General features: G+C 42.7%; 13 protein-coding genes and 3 pseudogenes. 7 read left to right on the forward strand and 9 right to left on the reverse strand.

Translation table 11 applies throughout. The features are described 5' to 3' along the window. Window positions 1–3 precede the first annotated feature (3 nt). Window positions 4–1,878, forward strand: a complete 1,875-nt coding sequence (locus tag FCV43_RS02545) for an MFS transporter (protein ID WP_136993931.1) — start codon at window positions 4–6, stop codon at window positions 1,876–1,878. A 91-nt stretch (window positions 1,879–1,969) separates the two neighbouring features. Next, window positions 1,970–2,896, forward strand: coding sequence for a YeiH family protein (locus tag FCV43_RS02550; protein WP_136993932.1), 927 nt, complete (start codon window positions 1,970–1,972; stop codon window positions 2,894–2,896). Here FCV43_RS02550 and FCV43_RS20325 read toward each other — a convergent pair. The 7 genes from FCV43_RS20325 to FCV43_RS02580 form a co-directional block, all read right to left on the reverse strand. Next, complete coding sequence (locus FCV43_RS20325; protein ID WP_017051288.1) at window positions 2,879–3,040, reverse strand: hypothetical protein; 162 nt, start codon at window positions 3,038–3,040, stop codon at window positions 2,879–2,881. The two genes, FCV43_RS02550 and FCV43_RS20325, sit on opposite strands and share 18 nt — an antisense overlap. Window positions 3,041–3,169: 129 nt before the next feature. Continuing rightward, window positions 3,170–4,624: an o-succinylbenzoate--CoA ligase gene (gene menE, locus FCV43_RS02555; protein WP_136993933.1), complete on the reverse strand. Its 1,455-nt coding sequence runs from the start codon at window positions 4,622–4,624 to the stop codon at window positions 3,170–3,172. 1 nt (window position 4,625) lies between these two features. Further along, complete coding sequence (menC, locus tag FCV43_RS02560; RefSeq protein ID WP_136993934.1) at window positions 4,626–5,612, reverse strand: o-succinylbenzoate synthase; 987 nt, start codon at window positions 5,610–5,612, stop codon at window positions 4,626–4,628. Window positions 5,613–5,736: 124 nt separating this feature from the next. After that, window positions 5,737–6,603: a 1,4-dihydroxy-2-naphthoyl-CoA synthase gene (menB, locus tag FCV43_RS02565; protein WP_017051285.1), complete on the reverse strand. Its 867-nt coding sequence runs from the start codon at window positions 6,601–6,603 to the stop codon at window positions 5,737–5,739. A 27-nt stretch (window positions 6,604–6,630) separates the two neighbouring features. Further along, window positions 6,631–7,449 carry a 2-succinyl-6-hydroxy-2,4-cyclohexadiene-1-carboxylate synthase gene (gene menH, locus FCV43_RS02570; RefSeq protein ID WP_136993935.1) on the reverse strand — a complete coding sequence of 273 codons (819 nt, stop codon included), beginning with the start codon at window positions 7,447–7,449 and terminating at the stop codon, window positions 6,631–6,633. Continuing rightward, window positions 7,439–9,154: a 2-succinyl-5-enolpyruvyl-6-hydroxy-3-cyclohexene-1-carboxylic-acid synthase gene (gene menD / locus FCV43_RS02575; protein ID WP_136993936.1), complete on the reverse strand. Its 1,716-nt coding sequence runs from the start codon at window positions 9,152–9,154 to the stop codon at window positions 7,439–7,441. The genes menH and menD overlap by 11 nt, the downstream gene beginning before the upstream one ends. Further along, a complete protein-coding gene (locus tag FCV43_RS02580) occupies window positions 9,151–10,458 on the reverse strand; it encodes an isochorismate synthase (protein WP_170961590.1) in 1,308 nt (435 codons plus the stop codon). The genes menD and FCV43_RS02580 overlap by 4 nt, the downstream gene beginning before the upstream one ends. Before the next feature lie 226 nt (window positions 10,459–10,684). Between FCV43_RS02580 and FCV43_RS02585 the strand changes: the two genes are divergently transcribed. Beyond that, window positions 10,685–11,899, forward strand: coding sequence for a pyridoxal phosphate-dependent aminotransferase (locus FCV43_RS02585; RefSeq protein ID WP_017051281.1), 1,215 nt, complete (start codon window positions 10,685–10,687; stop codon window positions 11,897–11,899). 350 nt (window positions 11,900–12,249) lie between these two features. Continuing rightward, complete coding sequence (gene yfbR / locus FCV43_RS02590; protein WP_136993938.1) at window positions 12,250–12,849, forward strand: 5'-deoxynucleotidase; 600 nt, start codon at window positions 12,250–12,252, stop codon at window positions 12,847–12,849. Window positions 12,850–12,929: 80 nt separating this feature from the next. On the opposite strand, the pseudogene FCV43_RS20590 reads toward yfbR, so the two are convergent. Beyond that, window positions 12,930–13,643, reverse strand: a pseudogene (locus FCV43_RS20590) (IS3 family transposase); the annotation flags it as partial. A gap of 130 nt (window positions 13,644–13,773) precedes the next feature. Here FCV43_RS20590 and FCV43_RS02600 point away from each other — a divergent pair. Together FCV43_RS02600 and FCV43_RS02605 are read left to right on the forward strand one after the other, a co-directional pair. Next, window positions 13,774–14,523, forward strand: coding sequence for a hypothetical protein (locus tag FCV43_RS02600; protein ID WP_240697113.1), 750 nt, complete (start codon window positions 13,774–13,776; stop codon window positions 14,521–14,523). Between the two features lie 26 nt (window positions 14,524–14,549). Further along, on the forward strand, window positions 14,550–15,404 hold the full coding sequence (locus FCV43_RS02605; RefSeq protein ID WP_136993939.1) for a hypothetical protein: 855 nt from the start codon (window positions 14,550–14,552) through the stop codon (window positions 15,402–15,404). 123 nt (window positions 15,405–15,527) lie between these two features. Here the strand turns inward: FCV43_RS02605 and FCV43_RS20330 are convergent. After that, window positions 15,528–15,639 (reverse strand): annotated as a pseudogene (locus FCV43_RS20330) (IS3 family transposase); the annotation flags it as partial. Between the two features lie 2 nt (window positions 15,640–15,641). On the opposite strand from FCV43_RS20330, the pseudogene FCV43_RS02610 reads away from it, so the two are divergent. Beyond that, window positions 15,642–15,855: pseudogene (locus FCV43_RS02610) on the forward strand (YfbR-like 5'-deoxynucleotidase); the annotation flags it as partial. Window positions 15,856–15,880: the final 25 nt, after the last annotated feature.

Here is a 15,880-nt window from a genome sequence, read left to right on the forward strand (position 1 = left end):
AAAATGTCTCATAGCAGCCAGTCTTCGCTGTTAACTCAAAGAAGATTTCTTCCCTATTTTGTGACGCAGTTTTTCGGAGCTTTCAACGACAACATATTCAAAAATGTCTTGTTATTGTTCGTTGCATTTGCCAGCAAAGAAGCACTTCCAGTCTCCAGCCATTTATTCATCAATCTTGCGGCAGGCCTTTTCATTCTTCCCTTTTTCCTATTCTCGGCTTCCGCTGGGATTCTCGCGGATAAGTATGAGAAATCATGGTTTATCCGTAAAGTTAAGTTAGCTGAAATTGCAATCATGACGTTAGGAGCCATTGGCTTCATTTTTGAAAGCTATGCGATCCTATTGGTTTTACTATTTTTGATGGGAACACAATCTGCATTCTTTGGCCCCGTTAAATACGCATTATTACCGCAACAGCTAAAACCAAAAGAGCTCGTTCCGGGCAATGCTTTGGTTGAAACGGGAACGTTTATCGCCATTTTACTGGGTACTCTTGGCGCTGGCGTTATCGCATCCGCTGAATATGCAAAATATATCGCAGCAGGCAGCGTCATTCTCTTTGCCGTCATGGGGTATTTAGCTAGCCGCTCTATCCCTCACTCTCCCGCTTCGGCACCTGACATTCAATTCAAATGGCGACCTATTGCTCAAACAAAGCAAACCATAGGCATTGCGAAGCAAGATCGTGCGATTTTCCAAGCCATCATGGCAATCAGCTGGTTCTGGTTTCTTGGCGCGTCTTATTTAACTCAATTTCCAAATTTCACCAAGATTTACCTGCAAGGTACCGAAAGCAGTGTTTCCTTTCTGCTCGCTCTGTTTTCTGTTGGTATCGCAATCGGCTCACTGACTTGCGACAAACTGTCAGGACATAGAATCGAAATCGGCATTGTACCTATTGGTAGCCTCGGCATTTCAATCTTTGGCTTCTTAATGGCCACCTCTATTCCAAGCGAACTACCTCAATTTACCCACTTTGCTGAATTCGTTAGTTACGCACCGTTATGGCCGCTCTATTTCTCATTACTGTTTCTAGGGATCTCTGGTGGGATCTTCATTGTGCCCTTGTATGCACTAATGCAACAAAGAGCAAAAGTCACTCAAAGGGCGCAAGTGATTGCGGCTCTGAACATCTATAACTCTCTATTTATGGTTGGCAGTGCGATTCTTGGTATTGTCTGCTTATCCGTTCTATCGCTATCAATACCGCAACTTTTTAGTGTTCTCGCCGTGTTGAATCTACTTGTTACCATTTATTTATGTTTTCAAGTGCCTATATTTTTAGTTCGTTTTTTAATGTGGGTACTCACTCACACCATGTACCGCGTTAAGCATAAAAATTTGCACCACCTTCCAGAACAGGGTGGCGCACTCATCGTGTGCAATCACGTAAGCTATATGGATGCCTTATTACTCAGTGCCGTCTGTCCGCGTTTGATTCGATTTGTGATGGAAGAGAAGTACGCAAACCTTCCTCCTTTAAAACGATTCTTAAAAAGAGCGGGGGTCATACCTATTTCCGCGACAAATCGTTCATCAATAAAACAAGCTTTTACCGATGTTGAACAAGCTCTCTCTGAGGGGCATTTAGTCTGTATTTTCCCAGAAGGCACTCTGACATCAGATGGCGAAATTGGTACTTTTATGCGCGGGATGGACATCATTATCAGACGATCTCCTGTTCCTGTCATTCCAATGAGTTTGAAAGGATTATGGGGAAGCTACTTCAGTCGACACAAAGGTTCCGCCTGCAAAGGGCTACCGACTCGATTATGGTCAAAGTTAGAAATTGAAGCGGGAACACCGGTTGAGGCAAAGCTCGCGACAACACAGTTAATGCGTGAAAAAGTATCAGAGCTAAGAGGAGATTGGCGTTAAGTTTTTCTGAACAAGAGTTCAAAACATTTAGACTTACTTACCAGAGGCTTAACGGTAGAATACTCACTCACATCCATATTAGAAAAACACAATGACTAACTTTAAACAAAAGGCTCCCTTTTTTCTGGCAATTATCATCTGCCTAACCCCGTATATCACATCGCCGACAGCGTTAGTCATTGGCTTTTTATTAGCCACATTGGGTTTAGTTCCAAAAGAGATTGCAGTGGCTAAAATTACCAAGAAGCTACTGGCCTACTCCATTATTGGGCTTGGCTTTGGGATTAACTTTCAGCAAGCTCTGTCCGTTACCAGTAATGGTATCGGTTTGATTGTCACTAGTATCCTCACCACTCTCAGTGTTGGCTGGATACTGGCGAAAAAAATGCAACTTGAAAAGCATACCGCTTATCTTATCTCTGCTGGCACCGCCATTTGTGGGGGTAGCGCGATCGCAGCCGTCGCTCCAGCGATCAAAGCGGACGATGACCAAATTGGGATCGCCCTTGCAACCGTCTTCGTATTGAACTCTATTGCTCTATTTCTATTTCCTGTCATTGGACATGCTCTAGAGTTAAGCCAGCATACATTTGGAACTTGGGCAGCGATTGCGATTCACGATACCTCTTCTGTCGTAGGCGCGGCTTCTGCCTATGGTGAAGAGGCTCTGACAACCGCGACTACCTTAAAACTTGCGCGCGCACTCTGGATCATCCCTGTCGCATTTATCAGCTCGCTCATTTTTAGCAATAAACAGAAAAAAATCACCATTCCATTTTTCATTGTTTTCTACTGTCTTGCTATTTTTGTCAGCGACGCTTTGCCGCAATTTGATGTGGTTTATCAAGGGATTTTCCAACTATCAAAACAGGCACTCGTGGTTTGCCTATTTTTGATTGGTTGCAGTATTTCAGTTGAAAAGCTTAAAGCCGCAGGTGCTAAACCGCTAATTTTCGGAGTCTCATTATGGCTGATGATATCCGTCGGATCGCTAACATGGTTACTGCTGAGCAGATGAGGTTTGAGCGGATTGCTTGTAATTGAGTACCAATGAGGCAACGAGCAAAAAAGCGGTTAATTCGGCAATAGAGCGGACGAGACCTTCGCTCTGAATCGCTAAGGTAATTTGCAGCACTATTGCCACAAGGATAATGATTTTCATAATAAGTCCGTTATTCCAAAGTCCTTTATCTTTGATGCTTATTATGAAGCTAGGTTATAAAAATAATAAATGCCGTTTTGAACTAACACATATCCAATTCAAATAAGTTAATTCAAAAAGGCAAATTGACTACTCGCCCTTTTCTGATCGCAGGTGCATCCACTCTGTCTGTTGAAGCCAGTTTGATAGCGCTTTACGTGACACTTTTATCCCTACCGATTCTATTACAGGCATCCGAAAGTATGCGATTGGAAACTTAAACTTATCGAGTTTCCCATCCAAATACTGACGATAAGCGAAATCCTCATCTAACCGCTCACTGTCGATGATCGCCACAGGTCGAAAACCAAACTCAGCATCTTCGACGGGAATAATAAACGCCTGCCGAATTTGAGGATGACGGTTCAGCACGGCTTCAATCTCTTCACAATGAATATTCTCTCCACCAGAAATAAACTGATTATCCGCCCTTCCTAATACCATTAGCTCATCAGATTGCCACTGACCTAAATCTTTACTATCAAACCAACCTCCCTCATTCAGCGGCTTTAATTGGCCTTGATGGTAATAACCACTCGCAAGCGTTTCACCGCTAATATAGATGCGCTGATCAACGATTTTCAGTTTCCGCTTCGGTAATAAGAATCCGGCACTGGATATTGAATCGAGTCGTTTAGCTGTCACCGTTGAAGCGGCTTCTGTCATCCCATAGCCGAGCCAAGTATCAATACCGACTAACTGTGCTTGCTGCGCGAGCGTATGTGGAATATGGCTTCCCCCGAGTAATACACGTTTGAGGGTGAGTGACCGCTTGCTATCAAGAAGCCGTTTTAATTGTGTGCTCACTAAAGAGGCGTGCGTAACCTCTTGAATATCGGAGTCCAAATCTCCGGAGCCGATCTTGAGCTCCCCCCCGGCCACCAGCCAGCGCCAGATAATCGCCAACCCAGACACATGATACATCGGCAAACTTAATAGCCATCTATCAGATGCTTGATATTCAAAACACTCCAGAAGCCCTTCCGCTGAAGCAATATGCTGCGCCTCAGTATGTGCGACCGCTTTGGGCTCGCCCGTTGAGCCAGAGGTGAAGATAATTGATCCAAGTCCCTTAGGGTGACTGCGAGGCGTTTCCAGTACAGATCCATATTGCTTCTCAGGTGAGAGTTCTAGCAAGTGCAGTGGAGTGACGTTTACTATTTGATTTGTGGTCGCCAGTCGCTCTAACTCTGCCTTAGATAGGGGAAGCTCACTGGGATTGGGCATCCAAATTGACGGAACCTGAGTCTCAGCATACAAAATATCTAATTTACGCTTGAGCTGCGCCAAGGGCTGAGGAGGACAAATCGCAGGTAGAATGCCTAGACGTAAGCAAGCCAGATAAACGAGTGGGAATTCGGGTTGATTCTTACCAACAAAAACCAAGACATCACCACGACCAAGCCCTTGGGAGCATAAAGTCGAAGCATAATCATCAATAATACATTTCAACGTTTGCCAATTGATCTGCATTTTTCCTGAGATCAACGCTGTTGAAAAAGGGCTCTGCTGAGCCCATTTTTTTAGCAATGCCGACGCTGACATATTACCCCTGCCACACCAATTCTTGCTCTGCAAGTGGTGCCACTGGAATCTCGCAATCAGGCCAAGAGATTTCCAATTGCGACTTAAACAAGCCTATTGTATCCAACCCTGGAACTTCATCCGGCAATTGCCATTTTGAAAAACGAGCCAACTGAGTTAAACCTAAGCTCGACTCAATACTAGAGCTGATCACGACTTGAATACCAAGCGCTTGAGCTCTTTCAATCAATTCAATACAAAAATAGGCTGAACCGATCAAACTTGGCTTAATCACGATCGCTTTCACCCCCGTTAGTTCATCTAACGAAAAGTTTGGCTCTCGAACTGCTTTTTGCAATGTCTCATCCCAAGCGATCGCAATTCCGGTATCAATAGCGAAAGCAAGGCTATCGGCTGGCGACTGACAAGGCTCTTCAATAAACGCAATCCGTTGACGAACAGAAGGCGTAACATACTTGGCAAACTGCTGAGCTTTGGCTAACTTCCATGCTTGATTCGCATCTAAACGCAGTGATAAATCTGGAATTGACTCTAAAAACAGATCAACAATCATTCCATCGCGAATGGCTTCGTACAGTCCGACTTTGATTTTGGCAATTTTCTTTCCATTCATCTGATTCAAGACAGGAATTAACTCATCAGGGTCACCGCTACACAAAGGAGCCGCTTGATAATTCCCCTCTATGGGTAACTCACTGTTCAATTCCATCTTTGCCATTGATAGGCCGAATGCAACTGAAGGTACTAACGCCTCAAACGAGAATTCACCACCATTTACCCATGTTTCCAGTTGCGCTTGAGCTTGCTGTCCCGCCTCTTCCATTGATTCAAGACTAAAACCGGGTAATGGCGCTATCTCTCCACGCCCTTGCTTTCCGTCCTGTTCAATTTCAACAATCCAGCCTTGACGTTCTGTCAGTTTGTTTTCGCGAAGTATCACCCCACTGTCCATAGGGAGAGCGTAGCGATAGAGCTTGGCAGTGCGCATATAATTTGAGTCCTAAGTTGGTAACGGTGATAAGTTGGTAACGGTGATAAGTAAGTCACTGAGAATAGAAGAGTCATAAGCTTAGGTGAAAAATCATCACCTAAGCTTAAAATCACCAAATGAATTATGGGTTACGCGGGAATTTATCGAAATCAGGACGACGCTTTTCATTAAATGCGTTACGTCCTTCTTGGCCTTCTTCAGTCATGTAGAACATCATCGTCGCATTACCAGCCAACTCTTGAAGGCCTGCTTGACCATCACAGTCCGCATTAAGCGCCGCTTTCAGGCAACGTAATGCCATTGGGCTATGCTGTAGAACTTCACGACACCAACGTACCGTCTCTTTTTCAAGATCCGCAACAGGTACAACAGTATTCACCAGACCCATCGCTTCTGCTTCTTGAGCATTATAAAAACGACATAAGAACCAAATCTCACGCGCTTTCTTCTGCCCTACAATACGAGCCATATAAGACGCGCCCCAGCCACCATCAAAAGAGCCCACTTTAGGCCCTGTTTGACCAAACTGAGCATTTTCAGCCGCAATGGTTAAATCACACATCATGTGTAATACGTGACCACCACCAACCGCCCAGCCAGAAACGGCGGCTATCACAGGTTTTGGGCAAGTACGAATTTGACGTTGGAAATCCAACACGTTTAAGTGATGAGTTCCGCTGTCATCTTGGTAGCCGCCGTAATCGCCACGGATTTTTTGGTCACCACCAGAACAGAATGCATCTTCACCTAAACCCGTCAGGATAATCACACCCACTTTTTCGTCATAACGCGCATCAGCCAACGCATTAATCATCTCTTTCACAGTCTGTGGGCGGAATGCATTATGAACTTGAGGACGAGCAATAGTGATCTTTGCGATGCCATCTGCCGATTTTTGGTAATGAATGTCTTCGTATTCAGTCCCGCAATCTTTCCAGTTTACCGGTGCGTATAGTTCTTCTTCTGAAATGCCTACTGTTTTTGCCATGGTTGTTCCCATTGTTCTATTTCATGATTAATGTTTAACGTCATTAATCGATTTAATTGATTCACTTAATAAGCGAATAACGGTTGCGACTTGCTTTGGTTGCTCCTGATGAACGTTATGCCCTGCGTTGTCTATTTGCGAAAAAGAGAACTGACTTTCTTTTGCAAGCTGACAAAATTTGGCGTCTTTCTCTCCACAGAGATAATGAATAGGTAGCGACGATTGCTGCAAATCACTTAATAAATAAGGCTGTTTCGCCAAAGAGGTTGATAACAGCATTTTTGCGACCGAGTCACCAAGATTATCACTGCGCTTAGCGATCAAGGTTTGTCTTTGCTCATGGTTTAGTGAAGAAAAGACACCTTGTTGATACCAATCGGATAAAACCTGTTCGATCGGTTGTGTCGTGAATCGTTCAGCCCAATATTGGTCGCTTTCCCAGCGTGCAATTCGAGCCTCTTCATCTGATAAACCGAAATTTCCGGCTTCAATAATCATCAACTGAATATTAAAACAAGACAGTAACTCTTTTGCGGCTGCGTACATCGCAATCCGCCCACCAAGAGAATAGCCCACGAGAATTATAGGATATTGGGGAGACATCAAGGAACGATCTAACGCAGAAAGTATGGTTTGTTTGATGAGCTGACAGCAATGCTCAAACCCATCGCAACTCAAATGCTGACTCTGCCCATGACCGGGAAGATCAACGATAAGCTGTGGGTAGTCATCAAGCTCATTCAAACACGCTTGCCAATCTTTGCCCGTTCCAAGCAGGCCATGAAGAAACAACAGTAGTGGTTTCTCGTCCGAACCGCTCGGTAACATCAGCTGACTATGAAGCATGGATCTGCTGCATAAGTTGATTCAATTGAGTTGACGCTTGCTCTGCAGGGGTAATCACTTCAACAAGTAAAACACCCGTTCCCGATTCAAAATGATCAGCAATTGCCTGACGATATGCAGAAAGCGTTTGCGGCTGGCAATAAGCTAAATTAAATTGCTTCGCGGCATGCTCAAATTGATACCCGTGAGGCATTTGATATAACGACTGTTTCTTCTGTTTTGGCACAGGAAGTAGATCGAAAATTGCCCCACCATCATTGTTTGTCACCACAACCACCATCGCTTGAGGGCAATGGTTTAACAACGCTAATGAATTCAAGTCATAGAGCAGCGCAGTATCTCCAATAAGCATCAGCATCGAACGTTGACGAGCTCGCTGGACACCAGAAGCCGTAGCCACTAACCCATCAATTCCCGAAGCACCTCGGTTAGTGAACACTTCGTTATTGGGTAAATCCCCTAGCATATCCACTAAACGAACAATCAGGCTATTACCTAGAAAAACATCATGTTGCTCAGCTTGAGTCGCGACATCAACAGCAACCACCAACTCGGTTAAGTCCTCGCCACTAGATACCTGAGCTTGAGCGAGATGAGTAATTTTTTCCGATGAGCAGATAAGGCCGTCAGCCCAGCCCGAGTTTGTCATCCCTATCAATGGTAGAGAACAAGACTCAATAAATTGGCTTGCCGAACTCACAACATGCCGTTGCGGAAGGTGACTTTGGTTAATGCGGTGAGCATCAGGTGAAACCACGAGATAGTGACCACTCATCTGTGGCACTGTCTGCTCAATCCATTGATTTAAGCGTTTGGAGACAATTCGCTCACCAAACTGAATGATCACATCGCATTGAGCCAGCGTCTCTTTTGTTTCGGCTTTCTGCATCCACAAATCATAATGACGCCATGCACTGCTTATCCCCGATTGAGGATCACACAGTAACGGCCAGCCAATAGATTGGGCAAAATCTGCCACTTTCTGAGACTCTTGCAGTGGCAAACTTCCTACGATAATCACGCCTTTTTTATCAATCCAATCTGCAGGTTGGACATCGCTTACCGCTGCTGAATAAGTTTGAAAAGTATGAGTATAAGGCTCACTACTGCTTTTCCAGCGAGATAATGGCGCTAAGTAGTCAGAAAACGCCTCTTTTGAACCCGAAGAGTACAAAGGCTCTGGAAATGGACAGTTGATGTGTACACTGCCACCCACTAAACCTTGCTGGTGCAATAACTTATCCGTTGTCGTCAATAACCAAGCTAAAGGAACAGACGTTGATGGGCTAGGTAAATTTTGAGCTGCCACCACATGAGAAGAGAAAATACCGACTTGATCGATGGCTTGATTCGCACCGCAATTGACTAATTCGACAGGGCGATCTGCGGTTAATACCACCAACTTCTCCCCTGTCAATTTTGATTCTGCAATGGCTGGCAACAAGTTAGCGACAGCAGTACCCGATGTGACAATAATCGCCACAGGTTTATTGCTCGCTTTCGCCAATCCCAATGCTAAAAAGCCTAAGCCTCTTTCGTCGAAGTGAGTATGCAGATTCAAGTGCATGTTTGCATCGGCTTCCAGTGTTAACGGTGTCGAACGTGACCCCGGAGCAACACAAACCTCTTCAACACCTAGTCTTACCAACTCTTCCAATAAGGTCTCAGACCAAATACGATTAAGAACCGCTTGGTCAGTACTCATGATGCAACACCTAACGGTGGATTGTCTGATATTAAACTAAGTAACGTTGCCATCTTCTTATTTAACTCTTGCCATTCATGTTCGGCATTAGAACCCGGTACAATCCCTGCGCCAGCAAATAATTGAACTTGATTATCAACAATCAATGCACTGCGGATCGCGACACAAAATTCCGCTTTCTGGTGACTAATATAACCGACAGATCCAGCATACCAACCGCGAGCAAAAGGTTCATTCTCTTGAATAAATTGCATCGCTTCTGCTCGAGGTAAACCCGCTACAGCAGCGGTTGGCTGAAGAGCACCAAGCAGTTGCACACCATTGGTATTCGGCTTGAGTTGTGCGTGAATGCTTCGCTTTAAATGCTGCACTTTTCTTAGTCGAACTAATCTTGCCTCTTGCTGAACATTCACGGTTTCTGAGTGCTGGGTTAACCTTTCAACAATGTCATCAACAACGTACTGATTTTCATTAAGATTTTTTGCATCTTGAGATAACCAATTCGCCAATTCCATATCTTGCGTCGCATTCTTACCACGGCCAATCGTGCCTGCCAGCGCTTCGGTATGTAGCTCTTGTCCAAAGCGACTATAAAGCCTTTCAGGTGTTGATCCCATAAAGCTATGCTTCGAATCTAACGACATCATGAAATGAAAACTATGGTGATTCTGTTCATAGCTTGCTTTAAGTAATTGTGCCGAACAAATTGGAGCATCGAGTTTTAAGACAGTCTTTCTTGCCAGAACCACCTTTTTGAAATCGTCCACTTCAATGCCAGAAAGCACTCGTTCCACTAAATCAGCCCAAATCGCTTTTGATGGCGTGTGCTCGGTATGCTCTATTTGAGCACTCAACGGAAGCAGACTCTGCACGTCACAAACTATTTTATTGAGAGCGTTGATCAAAGTTTGCTTTTCAGACGGTAAATTCACCGCTATCGACCATTGATCATCATATCGAATCAATTCTATTTGCGGTAAAAAGAAAAACGACTCCATACAACGACGATTCTTTTCTGTATGGCCGTCAAACGAGCGCCCTCCCCAGATCCGTTGGCCTTCACCAAGGATCGTATAAGCGGGAGCGGGATCTGAAAATGTATGTACCTTACCTAAAGCAACCACTTCTTCACGAGTATCACGAGATTGCCAGTAAAACTTAGGAAATATAGGTTGAGCTTCAAGCCAGTCAATAAATACAAACGGAGGCTTTTCATCCAACCTTTCAACAAGGCGAACCTCTTTGGGAGTCGAGCTCTTCACTCGCTCAACTAACGTTTGTATGGCTTGATAAAAATGGGACAAATCAACCTCGTACACATCAAAAATTCGTATATTGGGGGATACTCTATTTATAGACCACTATCAAATCAAGGATGCGATTGAGGTTTTGTGTTTATTAACAATAAACACACATAACAAAATGTACAAAGCTCACCCGTTAATGCGCTTATTTACAGATTTTTATTCTATCAAACAGTGATTTGATGTACTTTAATAAAGTAATTAATTATTTTTTAGGAATTCGACAATGCAAAATATCGGGATGTCGTCAAAACTCAACAGTGTCTGCTACGATATTAGAGGACCTGTGCTCAAACATGCTAAGCGCATGGAGGAAGAGGGGCATAAAATACTGAAGCTCAATATTGGTAATCCAGCCCCATTCGGTTTTGACGCCCCAGATGAGATTCTTGTGGATGTGATCCGTAACTTACCCACGTCTCAAGGCTATTGTGATTCCAAAGGCATTTATTCCGCGAGAAAAGCGGTGGTTCAGCACTACCAGCGTCGCGGACTACTCAATCTTGATGTTGAAGATGTTTATATCGGAAACGGTGCATCTGAACTGATTGTGATGGCAATGCAAGCCTTACTGAATAATGGCGATGAAATGCTGGTTCCAGCACCGGATTACCCACTATGGACGGCATCAGTTGCTTTGTCTGGGGGCTCCGCGGTTCATTACCTGTGTGATGAAGAGTCAGATTGGTACCCTGATCTGGATGATATTAAGAGAAAAATAACGCCAAAAACTCGCGGTATTGTTCTTATTAACCCAAACAACCCGACAGGTGCGGTTTACAGCCGCGATTTCCTATTAGAGATCGTAGAAATTGCTCGTAAGCATAAGCTCATTATTTTTGCTGATGAAATTTACGATAAAGTACTTTATGACGGTGCAACCCACACCTCTATCTCAACACTAGCCGATGACGTATTAATGGTGACCTTTAACGGGTTATCTAAAGCTTATCGCGTATGTGGTTTCCGTGGTGGTTGGATGTTTATCACAGGACCTAAGCAATTTGCTAAAGGCTACATTGATGGCCTAGAGATGCTTGCCTCCATGCGTCTGTGTGCCAACGTACCTATGCAACATGCTATTCAGACAGCGTTGGGGGGTTATCAAAGTATCAACGAATTAATTCTTCCTGGAGGGCGATTACTCGAACAGCGAGATCGTGCTTGGGAACTGATCAACCAAGTCCCAGGGGTATCCTGTGTCAAACCGAAAGGTGCGATGTACTTATTCCCTAAGATCGACACCAAGATGTACAACATCAAAGACGATCAAAAAATGGTTCTCGACTTCCTTAAACAGGAAAAAGTGTTACTCGTACAAGGCACAGGCTTTAACTGGCCGAAACCGGACCATTTCCGCATTGTGACACTACCACGAGTGGAAGATTTAGAAATAGCCATTGGCCGATTTGAACGTTTCTTATCGGGTTATAGCCAGTAAACCTTTCTTTCGTAAACCTTTATCTCTACTCTTAATAGGTGCTGTACATTACAGCACCTATTTTTTTATGATGTAAAATCAACAAGCCACTATTAAACCAATCAGCATTATGAAACCAATAAGCATTATGAAACCAATAAGCGCTAAGAGATAAACAATAAAGGATTAGATAGTTATGGAAGAGACCGTTATAGAAGGAAAAACGCCTCAAAAGAGCCATTTTAGGGATGTACCACGATACCAGCGAGGTCCTTAGTAAGGATTAGTTCGTTTTCTTAAATATATGTAAACCAGCACCTTAGTTCGTTAATCTACAAAAGTTGACAAAACGGTTTCACGAGGAGAATCAAATGAAGAACAAGCAGAGTACGTTCATGGCATGGGTTACGCGGATGCCGCTTATCAAACGTTGGGCATTAATGCACTGCTTTCAAGAAGAAAACGTTTCTGAGCATTCACATCAAGTTTCAGTCATAGCTCATCTATTGACAGTGATCAGAAATAAGCGTTATGGAGGGAACCTAAGCCCTGAGCGAGCGGCGGTGATAGCTATTTATCATGAAATCTCTGAAACCAAACTTCAGGATATGAATTCAAAAACCAAATATCATAGCCCTGAATTTACCGCAGCATTTAAGAAACTTGAAGACATTGCAGAGCAAGAATGCCTAGATACTTTACCTGAAGATTTACGTGATGAGTTCTCGGGTCTACTTGTTCAGAAAAATGTAGACGCTGAATATAAATCGATAGTAAAAGCAGCGGACATCCTTGCCGCCTATATCAAAGCGTTAAATGAGCTTAGATTTAGCAACGATGAATTTTTACACGTCAAGGAAGGGCTCGATCATCGAATTGAGAAGCTTATTGAAACTATGCCTGAAGTTAAAGATTTTATGGATGTGTTTTGCGATAGCTGTACAACAACATTTGATAAGATTTCAGGATAAAGTCTCCTGACCGCTTCCAATATCTTGACCATTGACTGTGATTACCGAGGGAGGTTGACGATCTAAATACCGAAGGATTCTGTCGTTGTCACTCTAGTGCTCATCGACCAACCAACTACTTGCCGTGAGTACAGGTCAATAATGGTAGCCAAATACACCCAACTTTCACTTGTTGCAAGGTAAGTGATATCTCTAGCCCATTTTTGATTGGGTGCTGTTGCATTAAAGTCCTGCTCAAGCAAATTCGGCCTAGTAGGCAACTGAATGCTTATACTTTCTGTCTGTCGTACATTTGAACTTACAAGCGGCCTTCGCTACAAGCTTCTGTTGATTCATGTTCGCCACAATGGTCTTCACATCGTGTTTATGAACATTGTCTTCAAGATTTTTTTGAATTCGTCTTGCACCATCGCGTTCTTTTTTATCATCAAAGACCGCTCAAACTTTACTATCAAGCTGCTTACTCTGCTCCTTGCGTTGAGTGACCTTATGACGATTCTCAATTCAATAATAAAACCCATTTCGAGAAACCCAAAACACCTTAGCCATACGGACAATTTTATATCGCATCAGGTGTTCGAGTATAAACTCATAGCAATCTGTTTGAGATTTTTCGCGAAGTAGCTGACCTTTTTAACGGTGTCTAACTCTTCAGCTTACTCGGCTAATAATCATTTGAACTTGGCATTTCCAATTGCTAACTCTTTTCTCTATCGCTGGTATTTATGTCTTTTTTTAATAGCTTCACGCCATCCATAGATCTGAGATTCATATAACGATAGTTGTCTTACCGCTTTGCAGAGTGTGCATATAGCATTATCTAAATACTGATAATGTATGCACGGTATGTGAGTTCTACTGGCCTTTTTTATAATTGCTGTTGCATATTTATAAAGTATACAGTAGCTTGCGCCCAAAACCTGCGTGAATAACAAACTAATTGCGCTTAAAAACAATACATTAGGAAATGAAATGAGAGACTTAAGGGATAAATTTAAACTCCTTACTATTGCTGGCTTAGCTCTACTATTGACTGCATGTAGTAGCACGCCTCAACCAACAGTTACATTAAACACTAACTTGTTTTCCAAGGATGATTTGAAAATTGGTGTTGTTTATATTTCTCCTGAAGAAAAAGCAACGACCCATATATTTGGAGCAAGTTGTTTGCTTTGCTATGGTGTAGCATCTGCATTAACAAGTGAACTGGATACCCATCTAGAAACTACGATTACAACTGATGAACTAACTAAGATGAGGGATTTGGTGCTATCAGAATACTCTCAGCGTTCAAAGAATGTAGAGTTGATAGAGTTACCAACTTCGATAAATGAGTTAAATGACTTTAATGGAGAACTGGGATTTGCTAAAAAAGATTTCAGAGCATTCAAAGAAAACTTTGGCATTGATTTATTAGTGGTTTTAGAGATATCTCGTCATGGAGCATATCGTAGTTTCAGCGATTATATACCTAATGGAGATCCACAAGGCCATGTCGCTGGATTACTGTATTCAGTTGACCTAAACACCAATGCATACGTTCAATATATGGTAATCAATGAAATCATTCAGCCGTCTGGTGAGTGGGATGAGCCAGCTAGCTTCCCTAGTGTGACGACATCTTATTACCAAGCAATTGAAAATGGAAAGAAAAAAATCGAAATCGCTATTTAATTCATGTTAGTTATTGGATGAAAAATATGCGATTTTTATTAATGATTTTCACTATAACTTTGATAGGGTGTGGCAGCACACCCTACCGAGATGATTACGCTAAACATGTAAATCTAATAGCAGACAACCATATTGATAAAGCGAACTTTAAGTTTAGTTTTGCTAATAACACAAATGTCGATTTGCGCGGGTTGTATTTACAAAACAACACCGCTGACGCCTCGCCAATGGTGTATCAAGGTGGAGCTGGGTTAATCGGTTTACTAGTTCAGATTGGTACACACTCTTCCTTGGTGGAGTCTGAAAGGAATAACAAGCTAACTAAGGAGCAAAAACAAGCTAACAAAAAAATATTACCTCTAATAAGCAAGTCAAAAGAGATACTTTTAATTGACCTCATAGGGGATTATAACTTCCAGCTGATGAGTCAGGAAAATGAAGATCCTGATACTATCAATATCAAGCCTATTTTCTTTAGCAATAGTGACATGACGAAGCTTTCACTGAAATCGATTGTTTGGTTACCATTACAAGAAAAAAGCAATAGTCGGAAACAAAAGCTAAAATATAAAAACCTGATTCAGGTATACAGCCCTAAGTTAACTGACTCTCAAAGTCAAAAACTCATCGAGGGAGACAGTGAGTATTTATCTGAAGTGTTATCATCTTTACTAAAAACTGCACTGTATATCACTAGAAATGAACTTACAGGTCAGTATTATAAAATTAAAAATCCGGCTCATACTTTTATAATTGAGGATGATTCTAATATAAAAGTCATTCGAGGTTCAGTTGTTGAGGAAAAATGTGAATACCAAATAATCCAAGATGTTCATTCTTGGCTGATCGCCTACCCTAACCCTAAAGGCACTTGTAGTTGAAATAACTGGCGTAACTGATGCTTCTCTGCATCAAATGCAAAATGAACTGATCGTCGCGAATGTGCTTGAACATTAGAGCACAACTACACCGAGTGAGCTGCTCCAGTCAGACTGGACACTTAACTAAGCGACATTTTGCTTTTCAAAGTTCATTGGGCTCAGATACCCAATGGCACTTGTGCCTTCTCGTTCGATTATAATCAACCTCTATGTACTCGAAGATCGTTTGGCGGATCACTAATCAGTGATCTCCCGACTCCGGTCAAATACTACAATCCCGAAATTGCCAAAGAGTATAAGGAAATCGAAGCCGCGGCAGAGCATAAACTTCTTTCTATGCTACCTGACGAATTTAAAGAGGACTTTGCAACAGCGACATACGCCTGAAATGGAGTACTTTCTGCAAACCTTCGCACCAAGCTTTGAATTAACACTAGACGAAATCAACTAACACACTGTAACGTAAGGGGATAACA

Origin of the sequence: Vibrio genomosp. F6 (assembly GCF_005146325.1) — a bacterium.
GTDB classification, from domain to species: Bacteria; Pseudomonadota; Gammaproteobacteria; order Enterobacterales; family Vibrionaceae; genus Vibrio; species Vibrio cortegadensis.